The sequence below is a fragment of the Rothia sp. HMSC067H10 genome (assembly GCF_001810635.1).
GTDB classification, from domain to species: Bacteria; Actinomycetota; Actinomycetes; order Actinomycetales; family Micrococcaceae; genus Rothia; species Rothia dentocariosa.
In genome coordinates this window covers 670,584-689,304 of record NZ_KV802317.1, presented here as the reverse complement: position 1 = coordinate 689,304, position 18,721 = coordinate 670,584, and the positions used below count along the sequence as shown (strand labels likewise).

At 52.9% G+C, this 18,721-nt stretch carries 15 protein-coding genes and 4 tRNA genes; all 19 read left to right on the top strand.

Going from position 1 to position 18,721, the window contains the following annotated elements; genetic code table 11:
* Positions 1–12: 12 nt before the first annotated feature.
* The 19 genes from gltX to HMPREF2756_RS09870 all read left to right on the top strand — a co-directional run bounded on the left by gltX (position 13) and on the right by HMPREF2756_RS09870 (position 18,711).
* A complete protein-coding gene (gene gltX / locus HMPREF2756_RS09960; RefSeq protein WP_048778995.1) occupies positions 13–1,527 on the top strand; it encodes a glutamate--tRNA ligase in 1,515 nt (504 codons plus the stop codon).
* A gap of 171 nt (positions 1,528–1,698) precedes the next feature.
* Positions 1,699–2,010, top strand: coding sequence for a hypothetical protein (locus HMPREF2756_RS09955; RefSeq protein WP_246825918.1), 312 nt, complete (start codon positions 1,699–1,701; stop codon positions 2,008–2,010).
* On the top strand, positions 2,007–2,372 hold the full coding sequence (locus tag HMPREF2756_RS09950; RefSeq protein ID WP_070448530.1) for a hypothetical protein: 366 nt from the start codon (positions 2,007–2,009) through the stop codon (positions 2,370–2,372). The genes HMPREF2756_RS09955 and HMPREF2756_RS09950 overlap by 4 nt, the downstream gene beginning before the upstream one ends.
* A 255-nt stretch (positions 2,373–2,627) precedes the next feature.
* Positions 2,628–2,700: transfer RNA gene (locus HMPREF2756_RS09945), tRNA-Gly, on the top strand.
* A 286-nt stretch (positions 2,701–2,986) separates the two neighbouring features.
* A complete protein-coding gene (locus tag HMPREF2756_RS09940) occupies positions 2,987–4,900 on the top strand; it encodes an S-layer homology domain-containing protein (protein ID WP_070620801.1) in 1,914 nt (637 codons plus the stop codon).
* Between the two features lie 261 nt (positions 4,901–5,161).
* A tRNA-Gln gene (locus tag HMPREF2756_RS09935) sits at positions 5,162–5,233 on the top strand.
* 20 nt (positions 5,234–5,253) lie between these two features.
* Positions 5,254–5,326 (top strand) — tRNA-Glu (locus HMPREF2756_RS09930).
* Between the two features lie 147 nt (positions 5,327–5,473).
* A tRNA-Val gene (locus HMPREF2756_RS09925) sits at positions 5,474–5,545 on the top strand.
* Between the two features lie 82 nt (positions 5,546–5,627).
* Complete coding sequence (locus HMPREF2756_RS09920; RefSeq protein WP_048778248.1) at positions 5,628–6,512, top strand: cytochrome P450; 885 nt, start codon at positions 5,628–5,630, stop codon at positions 6,510–6,512.
* 147 nt (positions 6,513–6,659) lie between these two features.
* Positions 6,660–7,232 carry a peptide deformylase gene (def, locus tag HMPREF2756_RS09915; protein WP_070620798.1) on the top strand — a complete coding sequence of 191 codons (573 nt, stop codon included), beginning with the start codon at positions 6,660–6,662 and terminating at the stop codon, positions 7,230–7,232.
* Between the two features lie 35 nt (positions 7,233–7,267).
* Positions 7,268–8,209, top strand: coding sequence for a methionyl-tRNA formyltransferase (fmt, locus tag HMPREF2756_RS09910; RefSeq protein ID WP_070620795.1), 942 nt, complete (start codon positions 7,268–7,270; stop codon positions 8,207–8,209).
* Entirely contained in the window at positions 8,206–9,948 is a 1,743-nt protein-coding gene (locus tag HMPREF2756_RS09905) for an RsmB/NOP family class I SAM-dependent RNA methyltransferase (RefSeq protein ID WP_070620792.1), read from the top strand. The genes fmt and HMPREF2756_RS09905 overlap by 4 nt, the downstream gene beginning before the upstream one ends.
* An 81-nt stretch (positions 9,949–10,029) precedes the next feature.
* Positions 10,030–10,749, top strand: coding sequence for a ribulose-phosphate 3-epimerase (gene rpe / locus HMPREF2756_RS09900; protein WP_070620790.1), 720 nt, complete (start codon positions 10,030–10,032; stop codon positions 10,747–10,749).
* A 240-nt stretch (positions 10,750–10,989) separates the two neighbouring features.
* Positions 10,990–12,063 (top strand): ABC transporter substrate-binding protein, encoded by a 1,074-nt coding sequence (locus HMPREF2756_RS09895; RefSeq protein ID WP_070620787.1) that lies wholly within the window; start codon positions 10,990–10,992, stop codon positions 12,061–12,063.
* A gap of 171 nt (positions 12,064–12,234) precedes the next feature.
* Positions 12,235–14,490, top strand: coding sequence for a hypothetical protein (locus HMPREF2756_RS09890; RefSeq protein ID WP_070620784.1), 2,256 nt, complete (start codon positions 12,235–12,237; stop codon positions 14,488–14,490).
* Between the two features lie 114 nt (positions 14,491–14,604).
* Entirely contained in the window at positions 14,605–15,480 is an 876-nt protein-coding gene (locus HMPREF2756_RS09885; protein WP_070620781.1) for a hypothetical protein, read from the top strand.
* Positions 15,481–15,683: 203 nt separating this feature from the next.
* Complete coding sequence (locus tag HMPREF2756_RS09880) at positions 15,684–16,745, top strand: FecCD family ABC transporter permease (protein WP_238789005.1); 1,062 nt, start codon at positions 15,684–15,686, stop codon at positions 16,743–16,745.
* Positions 16,745–17,860, top strand: a complete 1,116-nt coding sequence (locus tag HMPREF2756_RS09875) for a FecCD family ABC transporter permease (protein ID WP_070620777.1) — start codon at positions 16,745–16,747, stop codon at positions 17,858–17,860. Before HMPREF2756_RS09880 ends, HMPREF2756_RS09875 begins: the two co-directional genes overlap by 1 nt.
* Entirely contained in the window at positions 17,860–18,711 is an 852-nt protein-coding gene (locus tag HMPREF2756_RS09870) for an ABC transporter ATP-binding protein (protein ID WP_070620774.1), read from the top strand. The genes HMPREF2756_RS09875 and HMPREF2756_RS09870 overlap by 1 nt, the downstream gene beginning before the upstream one ends.
* Positions 18,712–18,721: the final 10 nt, after the last annotated feature.

Below are 18,721 nucleotides of genomic sequence, written 5' to 3'. Positions count from 1 at the left end.
AGAAAACTTACTATGACCGAATATCCCGGTCCCAATCTGCACGATCCACGCGAAACTCGCGTACGCTTTTGCCCTTCACCGACCGGAACCCCGCACGTGGGCATGGTACGTACAGCCCTGTTTAACTGGGCTTATGCGCGCCATACCGGCGGTAAGCTCATTTTCCGTATTGAGGATACCGATGCGGCACGAGATTCGGAAGAATCGTTCAACCAAGTGCTCGACAGTCTGCACTGGCTGGGCATTAACTGGGACGAAGGCGTGGGCGTAGGCGGCCCTCATGAACCGTATCGTCAGTCTGAGCGTAAACGTGAGGACATTTACCAAAAGGTTTTTGAGAAGCTCATTGAGGGCGGGTATGTCTATGAGGATTTCTCGACCCCCGATGAGGTGCGGGAACGCCGTAAAGCAGCGGGGCAGGATCCTCAGCTCGGCTACGATAACTATGATCGTCACCTGAGCGATGAGCAGAAAGAGGCTTTCCGCGCCGAAGGCCGTAAACCCGTATGGCGTTTGCGTATGCCCGATGAGGATATTACGTTCAACGACCTTGTGCGTGGTGAGATTACCTTCAAAGCCGGGTCTGTCCCGGACTACGTCGTAGTGCGTTCTAGCGGTGACCCCCTGTATACCTTCGTGAACCCTGTGGACGATGCTTTGATGGGCGTAACCCACGTGCTTCGCGGCGAAGATCTATTGTCTTCAACTCCGCGCCAAATTGCACTGTACCGGGCACTGATTGATACGGGCGTTACCACATTTATCCCCGAGTTTGGGCATCTTCCCTATGTGATGGGGCAGGGTAATAAGAAACTGTCGAAGCGCGATCCCGAATCGAATCTCTTCCTGCTGCGCGATGCCGGTTTTATCAAGGAAGGTCTGCTGAACTACCTGTCTCTGCTGGGCTGGTCACTATCCGCAGATCAGGACGTTTTCTCAGTCGATGACCTAGTGGCTCACTTCGACATTCACGATGTGGTAGGCAACCCGGCACGTTTTGACGTCAAGAAGGCAGAAGCTATTAACGGCGATCATATTCGTCGTTTGGAGGCGGACGATTTCCGAAACCGCCTGGTGCCCTATCTGCAGGCCGCTGGTGTTGTTGGTGAGGAACTTTCAGCACGTGAAGAGCAGATTCTGACAGAGGCTGCTCCCTTGGTACAGGAACGTATGCAGCTCTTGGGCGAAGCCCCGAAGCTTCTGGCATTCCTTTTCAAAGTTGATGAAGAGATTACAATTGCCGATGATGCTCGTAAACAGCTCAAAGAATCTGCCCCTCAGGTTCTTGCCGCCGCTTTAGAAGCGCTTGAACCCCTCGAATCTTGGGATGCGGCAAGTATCGAATCTGCCCTGCGCTCCGCTATCGTGGAGGGGCTTGAGATCAAACCGCGTTTGGCATTCGGGCCGGTGCGTATCGCCGTTTCGGGTGAGCGTATTTCGCCCCCGCTCTTTGAATCCATGGAGATTCTGGGGAAGGAATCTTCTCTCAACCGTGTGCGGGCTTTGGCTGCTGAGCTCGGGGCGTAGCCCGAACGCATAGCCGTATCTTTTTTTGAAAAGAAGAACTCGGTGGTTCACGAGTTTGCGCGAGCCACCGGGTTTTTCTGCGCGCAAGAGACGCCTACACATTGTGCGCTAGAGGAATGTAGGGCTCTCGGCTTATGCTGGTTATACGGTCGTGCATCGTGGGAGGTGAAGGTGAACCATAACAAATACATTGTGCGTGCTTTGCGCAAAGGAACCGTGATGGCATTTGCGAATGCATCAATTGTGTTGCTTATTGCCACTATTGCGGATGCAGTGAGATCTATCTGGACCATTGTGATAATTGTGTTAGCCAGCGCCTTAGCGTATTTCGCGGCGTATCATGAAGCTAAGTTTGATGATGAACAGATTGCACGTGAACGCGAAGCAGGCGGCCACCAGCCGGGAGGTGAAGCCCTGGTGGGGGACAAACCCATAGAAAACGCCCAAGAGCGGCTGGAAATTGGTGAGGAGGATAAAGCATGACTCGACGCGATGTAACATTTGCCGCCATCATGTCTGCCGTAGCATTGGCAGTTTACATAGGCGTGAAGGTTTGGTTGGGCGGTCACTGGGACTGGGTAACCTTCGTCATTTGGGTTCTGGCCGCGCTTCTCTTTGGGTTTGGCATTATTTATGCGAAGTCGTTCTTGATCCGCATGGTAGATGAGATGACTGAGGATGGAGTAACGCCCAGCGAAGGGGAGCGCCGCACTGGGGTCGGTACGGGTTCCGAACGTAATTCTCGTGCGGAATCCATCGCGGATGCTGCCGTTGAGTCTTCTGCTGAGCATGCGCATCACCTGGGACATCAGCATCATCGCCGGCAGGAATCCTCGAACTTGTAACATTCTGCAGCGTATTGGCGTGCTCTAAACGCCTGTAAAGGGCATCATATAGAAAATATACGTGCTTGCTCTCATGTCTATAAGCCCTAGTCAGCATGATGTAGGTCTGAGGAAAATAGTGAGCTGGAGAATATCATGAAAAGAATTATGCGTGTAAGAGTTGCGGGTTATCAAACGGTACAGTATAGTATTTACCTGTGAGCGCGTCGGAATGAATGAAGGTTCCGGCTCGTTATTTTGTGAAAACAGAATATTGCGGTTGTAGCTCAGTTGGTAGAGCACCACCTTGCCAAGGTGGATGTCGCGAGTTCAAGTCTCGTCAACCGCTCTGAGAAAGCCCTGAAGTAATCTTCAGGGCTTTTTGTATATCTCATGAAAGCGTGCTGGCGTATATGTTTGCTGCTTCTTCGAAGAAAAAACGGGGAATATGCTGCGTTCCCAAGATTTTGATGACGATAAGTCTCTAAGAAAATAAACGTCATAGATGGTATTTCTATTGCTTTTTGGGAGGAAAGACGTGAATATAGGGGTACACCTTCTTAGGTACCCCTACCCTAAGTTTTAACTATAGGATAACTAATTTTTAGTGTCCGTCATTCTCTCAGGGAGTTTATATGGTTCTTTTGCTAACTACAGCTCAGCGTAAGCCTTTCAAAGCAGCTACCGTTGGGGCACTTTCCATGTCGCTCATGGGGGCACCTTTTGCAGTGCCCGTGTCCTTTGCGGTAGAACCTTCCGCTCCGCAACAGATTACCGCTGCTCAGGCTCAACAGGTGCAGGGGATTCCGGGGCAGTATCAGATTCGCCGTTCAAAGAACGGCAAGATCTTCATTGCTGGCTCTAACCGTGATATGTCCACGTCGACTATTGCGCGTCTGGATGAGAAGACTCTCCAGATAGAAGCTATAGCTACCCTGCCTATCACCCGAGCCGGTACCGGATACAACGCTGGGTATAAGAATTTGGGTGCTTTTGGTATTGATGTGGATGATGAGAATGGCAGCATTTGGGTTACAAATACTCGTGATAACGCTGTGTCTGTGTACGACCAAAATAATCTCAATCTCTTGTGGACCAACTACGGCGCTCAAGAGGGAGATGAAAATTGGATCGAGCATCCGCGTGAGGTAAAGGTGGATGCTGCCTCCGGCAAAGCATTCGTAACGGGCCGTTTCTTTGTGTCTGCCATTGATCTGAAGACCCGTAAGGTCGAGAAGATCAAAGTGGGTGGAGACGAAGAAGGTAAACGCTACATCAGCATGAATACCACTATTCATAATGGTAAACTCTACGTTCCCGAGCGTACCACCGGCAAAGTCTATGTGATTGACACGAGCACTTTTAAGGTTTTGCAGGAAATCCAGACCCACGCTGATGTCGAAGGCGTTGATGTTCTTCCTTCCGATATTGCCATTGATGTTTCTGAACAGGAGATCTACGTTTCCGCGCAGGGAAGTTATGACCGTCAAAGCGGCGAGTCTAAGGGTAATTCCGGGGTAACCGTGTATGACCTCAAGACTGGAGAATATAAGAAGTCTATTCCTTTCGGTAAGCAGGCACTTTCGCTCGTCAACGATGAAGATCGTGACCTCGTATACGTTACGGATTTTGCTACCGGTAAGGTTGGCGTGATTGATGGTCGCGCTGATCGTCTTATTGGAGAAGTGCAGTCAGCGTCTAAGGGCGCCAACGATATTACCTTGGGTACTGATGGTGAGGTCTATATCGCTAATAAGGATGGTTTTGCTCCCGATACGACCATTCCCTTCGGCATGGATTACGCCCAGGGAACTCTAACCTCCAAAGAAGAAACTGCTGATTCTATTACCAAGATGAAGGTTACCCCGGAGAATATGACAGCGGAAAATCCAGAGGTAGAGGTCAAGCAGATCACCCCGCAGCAGGAAACCTTTGCGGGTTACCCCGTCCCTCTGACGGGCGGCGACAACAGGACCCTGACCAACGTGTCGTATAACGATATTGCTGGCGATCTCTTTGAGAACGACATCATCAAGCTGGGGGAGAAGAGCATCACAACCGGTTACCCTGATGGCGGATTCCATCCCTTGGAGAGCATCGAACGTGGAGCAATGGCAGCGTACCTATATCGCCTGGCGGGTTCTCCCGAATTTGAGGCACCCGCGGAATCTCCTTTCAGCGATGTTCCTACAACCCACCCCTTCTATAAGGAAATTGCGTGGCTGAAGGCAACCGGTATTACGACAGGTTGGGAAGACGGTACCTTCCGTCCTGAAGACTCAATAAACCGCGAGGCTATGGCGGCCTTCTTCTATCGTGCCGCAGGATCCCCGGAAGTTCAGCAGAAAGCAACCTTTACGGATGTTTCGGGAAACCCCTTTGCCAAGGAAATTTCGTGGTTCCAGTTCTCGAAGCTCTCCACCGGTTGGCCTGATAGTACGTTCCGTCCGCATGACTCGGTCAAGCGCGATGCTATGGCAGCCTATATGATGCGTTACATGGGTAATTTCGATTCCGTGAAGGTTTCAGTGCCCGCACCCGCAAAATAGCGCATAGCAGGTGAGATAACTATCGTTGCTTAGTCGGTAAGTTTATATTGCCGTTTGAATAACATGTATGCGTCGGGTGAAGGCATCTCTTGGATGCCTTCACCCGAATGGCGTGCATTCGGAGGTTCTGGAAGCGGGGTATAACTTTTGTGACGACCATCTCAAGGTACGAAGTTGCATGATGCAACAAAGCACCGGTATAGTTATTACTCGTTGCGGCGAAAATCGTTGAGGTTTTACCGGAACAACATAATGAAATAGTGGGGTATGGTGTAATTGGCAACACAACGGTTTCTGGTACCGTCATTCTAGGTTCGAGTCCTGGTACCCCAGCGAGCATCACTCGATGCTATGGCCCCATCGTATAGCGGCCTAGTACTCCGCCCTCTCACGGCGGCAACACCGGTTCAAATCCGGTTGGGGTCACACTAGGAATAATCCTCAGATCACGGAGATCTGGGGATTTTTTGTTGCTTTTAACGGGACGCCAAATGCCCTTCTGACACCTCAAACAAGGGCAACAACCCATATTTGACGCGCTATCTTCCCACTCGGTATAGTGTTTACCTGTAGGCGTGATTGGCGCAGTGGTAGCGCGCTTCGTTCACACCGAAGAGGTCACTGGTTCGAACCCAGTATCACGCACGAGCCACCCCCGTTTGTACATCCACAACGGGGGTTTTTGTATACAGCCCCAATCACTATCCGCAGATCAAGAAGGTACTCGGTGACAGCACCAGAACTAGCAAATCCAACCGATTACGGCCGCATGTACTCCCGTAAACGCGGCGGAGAGCTGCTAGTTCCTTCCATCACAACCGTTATCGGTCAGCACGCTACCGATATGAGCGGATGGCACGGCTATATGGCTGCAAAAGCTGCTCTCGAAGACCAGAGAGCTTATCGTGCTGCCGGATCCTCGGGGCTCAAGTACGCTATTATTCGTGACGCGGCGGCCGCATCCGAACGGTACCGAGATGCTGCAGCCGAGCGCGGTGACAGGGTACATAATTACGCCGAGAATATTGCGTTACGCGCCATGGGAGCGGAACACAATGTCGAAGAATGTCGAGAACAGCTTATCCTCAACGGCGAACAAGCCTATGCGGATAGGTTCGATGAATGGTGGGACGCTTTTCGCCCTCAACCACTCGCCGCAGAAATTACTATCTGGAATAAGTCCGTAGGTTACGCCGGAACGCTGGACCTTGTCGCCCAGATTGCCGGACGAACCTGCATTATTGACTATAAAACTAAAGGCACCGACCGGCGAGGGCGTGTTAAACCCCTTGACGACAAGGTGGTTATGCAGCTGGTTGCCGGGCTCAAAGCCGAAGAATCGCTGGTAGACCCTGTCGCGGGAACCTGGGAACCCTGGAAATACGGTGATGCCCCCATCCTGATGGGTGTGGCGCTGGGCGAAACGCAGGTGGTGCCGCATCAGGCAAATCCAAAGATTCTTGAACAGAACTGGTATAAATTCTGTGCACTGCGGAGGGTCTGGGAATATAACCGTACAGTTCACGAATTCCCGGACGACGCGCTCATGCCGGTAGTTCCGCCTCCCGTGGCAGGTCAACCACCTTCGGGAGATCACACACAGGTAGCCTAGTAAACCCGGTAGAAGAAAAACAAAATAATCACGAGTGTTCTATTTGGACGAATACCTCAGCCGGTACAATAGAATGCTGGTATTTGACAGCCCTTCACCCTAATCGGAGCATATCTGCGTACCATAACAAGCGCGTCAGGGAGACATATGACAATTCTGAGTATCCGCACCGTAGGCGACCCCGTTCTTCGCAGCGAATGTGAACCTATCACCGTTTTTGATCGGGAACTTGCCAAACTGATCGACGATATGCTTGACACCATGTACGACGTTGAAGGAGTCGGGCTGGCTGGGCCTCAGATTGGTATCTCCAAACAAATTTTTACCTTTGGCGGTATTGACGACCGCGAAGGATATATTATCAACCCCGTACTTGAGACCGGAACGGAGCCTCAAGAGGGAGGGGAAGGATGCCTGTCGGTACCCGGCATGAAATCGGATACTCCGCGCATGAACTGGGCACGAGTGAGAGGCGTAGACAAGACGGGAAAGCCCCTAGTGCTTGAAGGGGAAGGACTATTCGCACGTATGCTCCAACACGAAACCGATCATCTTCACGGCAAGCTCTTTATTGACCGCCTTATCGGCGAAGATCGTAAACGGGTTATGCGCGCCATCCGAGCCGTAGACTACAACCAGGTGACCGCGCAGACCTCTGCCGAACGAGCAATGCGGGTTGGCGGCAGCTTCGGTGCTTCCCTAGGCAGTTTCAGCGCATAGATGTACCGTACTCCACTAGGTTTAAGGAGGCACCAATGACCCTCAAAATTCTTTACGCGGGAACCCCTGAGATCGCCGTGTATCCTCTCGATACGCTTGTCCAGTCCCCCCGGGTTCAGGTTGTTGGAGTGCTCACGCGCGAGGATGCGCCGGTAGGTCGAAAGCGCATCTTGACCCCCTCACCCGTAGCACAACGCGCTGAAGAGCTCGGGCTGCCTATCGTTAAAGCGAACCGGTGGTTGCCGGAGACCCAACAGCAGATAGCCCCTCTGGGAGCCGAAGCTGCTGCCGTGGTCGCATATGGTGCAATTCTGCCCCAGCAAGCACTAGACATGCTTCCCTACGGCTGGGTTAATCTGCACTTTTCGAAGCTGCCTGCGTGGCGAGGGGCCGCACCCGTACAGCGTGCTCTTATGGCGGGAGAAAACGAGATTTTCTCAAATACCTTCCTTCTAGAAGCCGGGTTGGATACTGGCGCGGTTTTCGAAGAAGAATCCACGCTGGTGACGGAAGATGATACTGCCGGGAGCATTCTCACACGTTTGGCGCAAAGCGGGGGAGAGCTGTTGGCGAATACCTTTGTACGGCTTGAGGCAGGCGAGCACGGAACCGCACAGAACGAGGACGAATCCGTCAGTTACGCGGCAAAGGTGACCAACGCCGATGCGCGCATAGACTTCACCCAAAGCGCCCACAAAATTCTTGCTCAAGTTCGCGCAGTAACCCCGGAACCCGGCGCCTGGTGTGAATTTTCGCGGAACCGACTCAAGATCGGCGGTGCGCGTCTGAGCGATCAGGCCGGTACTCTGGCTCCTGGACAGCTTGAACTTCGTGGTAAAAAACTCTATGTGGGTACGGCGGATGGCGCTTTAGAACTGGTACGTGTACAACCTGCCGGTAAAAAAATGATGGACGCACTCGCCTGGGCACGCGGTCTCGGTAATAACCTCGCCGAAGGAAAGGTAATGCTCTCATGACAGAGCGACGTTATAACGACAAGAATGGCTCACGGAATCCGCGAAATCGCGGGGCATCATCGAAACGATTTGATGGTAAGACCAGCGAACAACGCCGAAACGAACGCGCCCAGCGCTCCCACGATGGCATGAAACGCGGCGGAGGCGGTGTTTCCAAGCGCAATAAGAGCGGACATGAGCGCAACCGTAAGCAGCTTTCATCCCGTGATTTCTCTGCAACCGCGCCCTCGCAGCGCTCACGCTCGGCAGACCCCGCGCGCCTCGTCGCATTTGAGGTTCTCAATGCGGTAGCGCAAAACGACTCCTACGCAAATCTCGTGTTGCCCGGCATGATTCGTGCCCATCATCTTGATCATCGGGATGCGGGCTTTGCTACCGAACTCACCTACGGAACCCTGCGTAGCCAAGGCACCTACGACGCCATTTTGGCGCATTGTGCGGATCGTCCGCTAGAGAAAATCGGTACAACTACGTTGATCGTACTTCGGATGGGCGTTCATCAGCTCTTGAGCATGCGCGTGCCCGCCCATGCAGCTCTTAACCAAAGCGTCGCATTAGCCCGCGCACAGATCGGCGGCGGTCCCGCGAACTTTGTGAATGCGGTGCTGCGTCGCGTCAGCGAACGCAGCCGTGAGGAATGGTACGCCCGTCTGGAAGCTGATGCTAAGGACGACACCGAAAAACTTGCGCTCGCAAAATCGCATCCAACCTGGATTGTGCGTTCCATGCGTCAAGCGCTTGCGGCTCATGGCAGGTCTCCGGCCGAAATTCAGGAACTTCTTGACGCCGATAACCAGGCACCTGTGGTAAACCTTATAGCGCTTCCCGGAATAGGCGACCTGCAGGAAGCCTTCGAGAAAGGCGCGGTAGAGGGCGAACTGGTGGAGGACTCCGCTTTATATTCTGCTGGCGATTTGGGCAGGTTGGAAAGTGTTCGCGAGGGTACCGTGCGTGCACAGGATGTAGGTTCGCAGCTGGTTACTCGCGCGCTTGCTGCAGCTCCTCTTGAAGGGCAAGACTCTGCGTGGCTTGACCTGTGCGCCGGTCCGGGCGGTAAGGCTGCACTGTTGGCGGCTTTGGGCGCGCAGCGTGGTGCTCGGGTGGTGGCAAATGAGTCGGCAGCGCATCGTGCAAAACTGGTTTCACAATCTTTACGGCCGCTTTCTCACAACGAGTATGTTGTTCTCACCGGGGACGGGCGTGAGATCTCCCAAACGCTTGCACAAAATGCTGAGCGGTTACCCGAGGGCATCAAGCCGGAACAGAAATTTGACCGTGTGCTGGTTGATGTTCCCTGCTCGGGGCTAGGTGCCCTTCGCAGGCGTCCGGAGGCACGCTGGCGTAAATCCCCGCGTGATATTGCCGATTTGCTTCCTCTGCAGCGTCAGCTTCTGGAGGCTGCGTGTGAAGTTACGCGGCCTGGCGGTGTGATCGCGTACGTAACCTGCTCACCGCATGCTGCTGAGACTCAAAATATTGTTGCGGAGATACTGGAGACTGGAAAAGTGCGTCTGCTGGATACACAGTCGATACTTCAAAGCGTTGCCCTGCCGAGCGCTGAAGGACAAAGTACTCTTGCGGGCGATAAGGCTCCCGGCTATCGTCCACAGGTACGCCTTAAAAAATCCTCCTCGGTTCGTCAGGAAGATATTCTTGATGAAGCATCAACGACTGCACAGCTGTGGCCGCATACTCATGGTACTGATGCTATGTTCCTCGCGCTTTTCCGTAAGAATTAGAATCGCGCAATACAACCGTATTTTTAGTGCGGCGATTATTGTTATCCGAACATCCGTATGTCATGTTGAGGAGGTTTTCTCATGTCTGTTGCTATTAATCCGTCTATACTCTCTGCCGACTTTGCAAATTTACAGCACGAGTTGGAACGCATTTCGACTGCGGATGCGGCACATATTGACGTGATGGATAACCATTTTGTACCGAATCTGACGTGGGGACCTCCGGTTGTTAAGCGTCTGCGCGAAGTTTCGCCCGTCCCTTTTGACGTGCACTTGATGATTGATGATCCTGATCGTTGGGCTCCCCAGTATGCCGACGTGGGCAGCGAATCGGTAACCTTTCACGCGGAGGCGGCTACCGCACCTATTAAGCTAGCGCGTACTCTGCGAGAATCCGGGGCAAAAGCTGGGTTGGCATTACGCCCGGCAACTGCCGTAGAACCATACCTCGATCTACTCACAGAAATAGATATGCTCCTGATTATGACGGTGGAACCAGGCTTCGGCGGGCAGAAATTCCTTGATGTCACTTTGCCTAAAATCCGTCGTGCCGCATCAGCGCTTGAAGGGTCCGGTATCCCGGTGCGGCTTCAGGTTGATGGCGGGATTACGGAGGAAACGATTGTGCGAGCTGCGGAAGCCGGAGCGGAATGTTTCGTTGCAGGCAGCTCGGTGTATGGGGCAGAAGATCCGCAGGCCGCGATTGCTGCTTTGCGTTCTCTAGGGGAGAGTGCACGAAAGACGTGGAGGTCACATCCTCACACCGGGATAAATCTCTCTGATGGATGCAGTTGTTCTTAAAAATTTGAGTGCATTGTGCGCGTATTGTGACGCTGTAAACGGTTAAAGCGTGAAATATTTTTGATGACATAATGTCTTTATAGCTTTATGTAATGACTATAAAAACCTGTATTTCCAATGAAAAAACCACATATCGGTAAAAAGATTGACGATTCTTAACGTTAACCATGAGAGTTTTTCCTTGAAGTAGGGCATATATGACGGTAAGGTTAGGTAGAGTTTATTTGTCTTAGGAGAAATATGTCTTTTGAACACCCAGCGTCACTAGCTCAATTCATGGTAAATCGCCGTAACTTTCTAGGCATGGCGCTTGCCTCGGGCACCGCATTTACACTTGCAGCATGCAGCCAGGAATCTACGACTTCTGACTCTTCGGAATCTCCTGAAAGTGAGATTCGCGTCGTTAAGAATGTAGATGAGGAAGAAATTACGGTACCTACTAAACCGCAGCGCGTTGTAGTTCTCTCAGAACCTACTTTGGATGCGGTACTCGCACTTGGCGTTAAGCCCGTAGGCGCTATTTCTGGTCGCGGTCAGCAGACTGTGCCTAACTACCTCAAAGATAAGGTAGGAGACGACGTTACACTTGTCGGTTCTGTATCTGAGGTTAACTACGATAAGGTTGCCTCCCTCACGCCCGACCTTATTCTGGCTGATTCTACAGGCGTGGATAAACGTTCAGAGGCGTACAAGACTCTGCAGGATATTGCTCCCGTGGTGTACACCGGATACGCTGGCGGCGACTGGACCATCAACTTTGAGCGGGTAGCGGATGCTCTTAACCTGGTAGACCAGGGTAAGAAGGTTGAGGAAGACTACGAAAAACTTACTGAGCAGCTCAAGAAGGAACTAGAACCTCTATACGGTGATAAAACCTTCTCGATCGTGCGTTGGGCGGGTAACGGTCCTGCACTGATCTTGAAGGAACTCCCAGCCGGTCAGGTGCTCTCAGATTTGGGGCTGCAGCGTCCCCCGGCACAGGATCGTGAAGGGCAGGGTCACTCAGAGCCGGTCTCTTTGGAGAACCTCTCGGATATTGACGCCGACTACATGTTTATCGGTACTTTGGGCGGCGCAAGCCAGAAGAATCCGAATGCTCAAGGTGATGCTAGCGCCAATGGTGCATCAGAAGTTTTGAAGAAGGCAGAGGCCACATCTGGCTTCACAAATTTGAAAGCCTACCAGAACGAACATATTATTACGGTTGAGGGTTCTAAATGGACCTCGACCGGTGGTCCCCTGTTGATGAATGGTATTGTTGCGGATGTTCGCAGCAAACTACTCGAAAATCAAAACAATAATCAGGGACAGTAGGATTAGATTTTAGACGCGGCACCTCGCTTGAGGAGGTGCCGCATCTAGGCTCTTGAATACTCAACGACGAATACGCTGAAGATACACAAAATGCTTTTGAAAGACAGCAACATGCCCCTGGGGCTGTCTTGAAAGAGCTTGAAAACCTTATACACGAAACGGAACATAACGATGACACAGCACGCACATCATGCCGCCCGCTACAGTGCCGTGGTAGCGCTTGCGGGTGCTTTGCTTGCACCCGGCGTAACAACCCCCGCAACTGCTGTTGAAGATCCGGGTCAAACTCCGGACGCTACCCCCACCCAAGCCGGTAATAATGTGCAGGCACAGGATCCTGCTGTGAAGGTTCCGGGTGAAGGTAACGAGAGAATGCCTCAAGGTAAGGTAGAACAACCCGCCGCGAAAACAAATACTGCGACCGTTGCAGGCTCCACAATTATTAAGAACGGTCAGGGCCTTAAGATTAGTGGCTCGGGGTGGGGTGCCAACGCCGTTATCGCTGTGAAATATGATGGCGGTAAGGTTAAACCCACAAGTCCAGTGAAGCACGACGGTAAGGATCTTTCAGCAAAGGGTGTTGTAGCGGTTATTCGCGCAGACGAGAACGGTAACTTCACCACAACTATCCCGTTCCCTGCTGAAGCTAACTGGACCGTCGGTTCAGAACACAAGATTAACTTTCTGAGCGGCAGCTTACAGAAGGGCGATGAGCAGCACTCAGCAACTCATACAGTAGCCGTGGGCGAAGAAGCTCCGGCAGCCGAAGCCCCGAAAGCGGAAGAGACTCCAAAGGAGGAGACTCCTGAGCAGCCTCAGGTGAAAGAAACCCCCAAGAACGAGGCCCCTGCAGAAGCTCCGAAGGCTGAAGAAACACCCGCACAGCAGCCTCAGACTGATGAGGTAGCTAAGAATGAGACTCCTGCTGATACTCCGAAGGCAGAAGAGACCCCTAAAGCTAAGGAAACTCCGGTACAGCCCAAAGTTGACGACGCTGCTAAGAACGAAGCAGAGCAGCAGCCTGAGGCAGAAGAGAAGCCAGATCCTCAAGCGGCAGAAAATAATCCTGCGCCTGCCGCTTCTGAGAACTCGCAGACTGTTGAGTCCAAGGGCGTTACCGTGACCGGTGTGAAATACGCGAAAAATGGTCAGGAAATCGAGGTTAGCGGTACCGGCTGGAAGAATGCCGACGGTACCGGTTCTGTGATCGCCGTGAAGTACGACGGCGGTGAAGTCAAGTCTACGAATCCCGTAACGTATGACGGTAATGATTGGGCTGGACGCGGCGTTGTAGCCGTCGTTACGGCTAATTCTGATGGTACGTTCACCGCAAAGCTGCCGTTCCCGAACGCTGAGAATTCAACCGGGTTTGAGAAGTGGACGGACGGTTCACAGCACGAGATTAACTTCCTAAGCGGCAGTTTGCAAAAGGGCGACGCTGCGAAGCATTCGGTAACTCTCAACGTGACCATAGGTGATGCTCCTGCCACTGCCGAGGACCCAAAGGATGACGGTCAGCAGGATAACGGTCAGCAGCCAGGTAACCCTTCAGCTAATGACACCAAGAAACTAGAGCCTCAACCTACTGCACCTGCTCCTGTCGTTGAGACCCAGACTGTATCCGACGGTAAGGCTACCATAACCGGTCCTAAGACTGTGAACCACGGTCAGGGAATCGTCGTTAACGGTTCTGGATGGAGCCCCTACAGTGTTATCGCCGTTAAATACGATAGCGGTGACATTAAACTTGACCACGCCGTGAACTATAAGGGTAAAGACTATGCGTCTCGTGGCGTTGTGGCCATTATTCAGGCTGATGCTGATGGCAAGTTTACCTATACTTTGCCGTTCCCAAATAGCGATAAATGGGGCGTGGGCACCGTTCACGATATCACGTTCCTGACCGGCAGTTTACAGAAGGGCGACGAGCAGCATTCGGTGACGTTGTCCGTTAAGATTGCTGGCTCAGGCGGCTATGACGCAGGGTTGGGTAACAACGGATCAGGATATGGCTCTGTGGCACCTATTCCCACCCAGAGCTCCGGAATCAACTTTACAGCCCGTCAAGGCAGCATTACGAAGCAGGCTTCTCTTGGGGCTGCTGCTGAACTGGAAAACGATACGCTCATCAACCGTGTGCAGGCACGCGCTAAAGCTGCCGCAAAGAACGGTAGTAACAGCGGTGCCCAAGCCAAGAGCGCACCCAAGAAAACCCGCACGGCCAAGGCCGCGCCCGGTAAAAACGGTACCCAGGGCAATGCAACTACCGCGGCAACACAGTCCGACAGCAATAGCGCCCCCAATATCATTGGCGCTGAGCTTAGCGGCTTCTCGCGCTGGTTTGCAAACAACGCAAATAACGTGTTGCTCTCTATCGCGGGCCTGATTATCTTGGTGCTTGCACTAACCTTCCGCAAGAGGGCGTAATCACCTCTCACACCTGAGGAAATATACACACTCAAACATTAGGGTTCCCTCCCACACCATTGGTGGGGAGGGAACCGGTATAAACTACCACTAGTCGCACAGAAGAGGAAACTCATGCGAACCACAAAGACAGTATCAAAGGCGCTCACTGCCTGCGCGGCAATATCCCTTAGTCTTGGCTTGGGGATGGGAACTGCGAATGCGCTCCCGCCTGGAGGAGCATCAGAGAATACTCCCGGAACTAGCTCAACTGTAAGTCCTCATGTGACTCCCGGAGGCGTAGTTAACTTCACTTTGACAGGCTTCCCCGAAAACACCCAGGTTACCGTCAAATTAGATGATGACGGCGTCGTGCATAGACAAACAACGGATAGCAAGGGGAACCTAAACGGTTCATTTGTGCTCTCTAACGCAGGCTCCGGTGATCATACGCTTCGCTTCCTTGCAACGGGAGAAGGTGGAGGTAAAGATACCAACGGTCGTAATAAAGGTAATACGGGTGGACGGTATTCCAATAAGAGCCCTGTATTTACTGTTGGAGAACCTGATAACGGTGGCGGCAATAATGGCGGTACTGAAGATTCAGGTAATAACGGATCCGCAGATCATGGCGGTAACTCGGCACAGAACGGTGGTTCATCTGAGCAAGAGACCGTCTATCTTGATGCTGATGGCAACCCTATCTCTAAAGAAGAGTATGATCGTTTGAACGCTGAGGCTGACGAGGGCGGGAATAAAGATTCCTCCGATCAGAAAAACGACCAGAACGCTAACAAGGGCGAACAGAAGAAGACCGCCAGCGCCTCTGCATCCAGCAGTGTGAAGAGCAGCGCGTCGGCCTCTAGCTCCGCAAAGACACAGGCAGATAGCCATAAAACCAGCAACACAACAGTAACGTACGGGCAGGAATTCCCATGGCTGGGCGTATCTGTGCTTGGCGTTGCTATTATCGGTGCTATTGCTGTACTGATTATTCGGAAGCGTCCATAGACAATGGTGATAAGCGCGCGCCGCAGGGGAGATAACGCTCCTTTGCGACGCGCGTTTGGCACTCTTGCTCAGGAGAAGAACCAAAGGTACCCTAGCGCCATAGGGACCAAGACACGGTATCGAGATAAGGCAGTCTTAGCTATCTTTACGGTAGCGTTGTTGATAGCACTGTATCTTAGACCACACATAATAAAGGAGTCTCGTTGAGCGTAACCTTGGAACGCACAGGAGCCTCACGAACCATGAAAAGTGGGCGCAACGAAAAAAACGGCCGACGAATAACCTGGCTTATTATTTTCGCGGTTCTGCTCGGCGTGAGTATTCTTGCCTCGCTAACTATTGGGCTAAAATCACTCTCCCCCGACAGTATCGTAGAAACCTTAGCGGGGCAATCAACCCCCGAAAGTCATGCCATTATCTTTGAGCAGCGCATCCCGCGGACACTCATCGGGATAGCCTGCGGGGCGGCCCTCGCAGTTGCCGGATCACTCATGCAGTCACTCACCCGTAACCCACTCGCCGAACCTGGTCTGATGGGTGTCAACGCCGGTGCCGCCGTTGCAGTCATCCTCACTGTTGTACTTTTCGGTGTTCTCGGCATCTGGCAGTATATGATTGCCGCCGCTATCGGGGGCGCTATAGCCGCCACTGTCGTCTATACCCTCGGGCGTGGTCGAGACGGCTCAATTGTTAAATTAGCTCTCGCCGGTGTGGCTATCTCTGCCGCCCTTGCTGCTGTAGCACAGGGACTTATGCTCTCGAACCAAGATGCTTTTGACGAATTTCGTGTGTGGGTTACCGGGTCTTTAGAAGGGCGCGATATATCAGTCGCACAGGCTATTGCCCCCGTGATCTTCGTGGGTCTCCTTTTAGCGTTTTTTGTAGCACCCTCGATCAACGCGCTAAGTATGGGTGAAGAAGCCGCTATATCCCTAGGCGTACGGGTATATCGGACCCAAAACCTCACACTTCTTGCCGTAACGCTTCTTGCAGGTGCAGCAACCGCTGCCATCGGACCAATCTCCTTCGTCGGTTTGGCAGTTCCCTTCGTCGTGCGTGCCATTATGGGTAATGACGTACGTTGGGTTAACTATGGCTCCGCGCTTCTAGGTCCTGTCTGGCTGCTCATGTCCGATGTCTTAGCCCGTGTTATTATGGCGACCCCGGAGCACCCGCAGGAAACTCAGGTAGGAATTATCGCTACCCTTGCAGGGGCACCCCTCTTCCTATTCCTGATGACTCGTCGTAAGGTGGAGGCTCTCTGATGACAGATATACAGACTAAGGCGACGAACCTCAAGACTCAGAAGCAGGAAGCTTCGCGCCCTCGAGGTGCACGGCGCGGTCACGACTTGGCTGGCAGGCTTGTTCTTAACTCACGCGGACTCATTCAGGCGCAGGTTCCCTGGCGGGTTTTGACGCTGTACATTGTGCTGATCGCTCTCATCGTGGCACTTAGCCTGTGGGGGCTGCAACAGGGCGACTACAAAGTGACGACGATGGACGTCATCAATGCTCTCGTTGGGCGGGGTAAACGCATCACAGTGGTCTTAGTACAGAAGCGTGAAGCGCGCATCGTGGCGGCTCTGCTTGTGGGCGCAGCTCTAGGGCTTTCAGGGGCGCTGTTCCAGGTAATCTCAGGTAATCCGCTGGGCTCACCAGATATTATCGGCTTTACACACGGTGCTGCAACTGGTGCACTCCTGCAGATTATCGTCTTTGACTCTGGCCCGGTAGAAGTTGCTATCGGTGCCCTCATTGGCGGTATTGCAACATCCATTACGGTGTGGTTACTGACTCGACATACAGGTTTACGCGGGTTCCGCCTAGTGCTTGTGGGTATTGGCGTAGGATCGACTCTTGCGGCGTTCAACTCGTTGTTGGTAGTTCGGGCATCACTGACTCAGGCGCAGACGGCGGCATCCTGGCTTGCCGGTTCTCTTGATGATATGTCGTGGCCGCGTACGATTACACTGATGATTTTTCTGATCGTCACAGTTCCCGCGCTTCTCGCCCTGGTACGCCCTCTCGGGGCCATTCGGTTTGGCGATAGCGTGGCGTCAGGACTAGGCGTGAATGTCAACGCTTATCGGATATGGGCGCTCTTTCTCGGTGTGCTTCTCGTATCGCTCGCAACCGCGACCGCCGGTCCCATCGCATTCGTGGCACTTGCTGCCCCGCATATCGTGAAAACCCTAGGGCGAAGCGGCGGCGTTACCCTTTTCGGATCTGCCCTCATGGGTGCGTTGATGGTGCTGGCCTCAGACCTTATTGGAAGGTTTGCAATTCCCGGCCGTACCCTACAGGTCGGTGTGGTTACCGGAGCCCTGGGCGGTTTATATCTGATTTACCTGATTTACCTTGAAAGGAAGAAGAGCTAGTGAAGGCTCGTGCAGAGATTAGCGAAAACCGACTCGCAGGCGAAGACATGGTCGTAGCCTATGGCGACCACACAGTGCTCAGTGGTATAGACTTCAAGGTGCTTGAGGGTGAGCTTACCGTTATTTTGGGTCCTAACGCCTGCGGTAAATCTACCTTGCTCAAAGCTCTGGCGCGTGTGAATCCTCTCAAAGGCGGAAAGGTCTTTCTTGATGGTCTGCCGCTTTCAAAGATGAAATCCCGCTCCATCGCGCAGATTCTCGCCATGCTTCCTCAAACGCCGGAGGCACCCACCGGGTTGACCGTGGCGGATGTTGTGGCACGCGGCCGGTACCCGCATCAATCCCTTCTGCGTTCCTGGTCTGAGAAAGATGAGGCTGCCTGCGTTGAGGCTATGGAAGCCGCGAACGTGTTGGAACTGTCCGAACGTCCTATTGAGGCGCTTTCCGGCGGTCAGCGTCAGCGCGTGTGGATTGCCATGACCCTTGCCCAGCAGACGCCTTTGATTCTGCTGGACGAGCCAACCACTTACCTGGATATTACCCACCAGATTGAGGTGCTAAACCTTACCAAGAAGCTCCACTCTGAGGGGCATACCGTTGCGGTTGTGCTACACGATCTGAACCTGGCTTTCCGATACGCCACTCATGCGGTGCTCATGAAGGAAGGTAGGATTATCGCTCAGGGTGACCCTCAGGAAATTGTCACTGCCGAGCTAATTCAGGAAGTTTTCGACCTAGAATCTGTTATATGCGATGACCCCTGTACCGGAACACCACTGGTAGTTCCGGCAGCTCACCAAGAGATTACTATTGCCGCGGACGCAATTGCCGCCGCCCGCGAAGGTCACTAAGGAGCCTTTT

Coding starts and splice junctions, on each gene's coding strand:
- gltX (WP_048778995.1), top strand. CDS start 13: ATGACCGAATATCCCGGTCCCAATCTGCACGATCCACGCGAAACTCGC.
- HMPREF2756_RS09950 (WP_070448530.1), top strand. CDS start 2,007: ATGACTCGACGCGATGTAACATTTGCCGCCATCATGTCTGCCGTAGCA.
- HMPREF2756_RS09940 (WP_070620801.1), top strand. CDS start 2,987: ATGGTTCTTTTGCTAACTACAGCTCAGCGTAAGCCTTTCAAAGCAGCT.
- def (WP_070620798.1), top strand. CDS start 6,660: ATGACAATTCTGAGTATCCGCACCGTAGGCGACCCCGTTCTTCGCAGC.
- fmt (WP_070620795.1), top strand. CDS start 7,268: ATGACCCTCAAAATTCTTTACGCGGGAACCCCTGAGATCGCCGTGTAT.
- HMPREF2756_RS09905 (WP_070620792.1), top strand. CDS start 8,206: ATGACAGAGCGACGTTATAACGACAAGAATGGCTCACGGAATCCGCGA.
- rpe (WP_070620790.1), top strand. CDS start 10,030: ATGTCTGTTGCTATTAATCCGTCTATACTCTCTGCCGACTTTGCAAAT.
- HMPREF2756_RS09895 (WP_070620787.1), top strand. CDS start 10,990: ATGTCTTTTGAACACCCAGCGTCACTAGCTCAATTCATGGTAAATCGC.
- HMPREF2756_RS09890 (WP_070620784.1), top strand. CDS start 12,235: ATGACACAGCACGCACATCATGCCGCCCGCTACAGTGCCGTGGTAGCG.
- HMPREF2756_RS09885 (WP_070620781.1), top strand. CDS start 14,605: ATGCGAACCACAAAGACAGTATCAAAGGCGCTCACTGCCTGCGCGGCA.
- HMPREF2756_RS09875 (WP_070620777.1), top strand. CDS start 16,745: ATGACAGATATACAGACTAAGGCGACGAACCTCAAGACTCAGAAGCAG.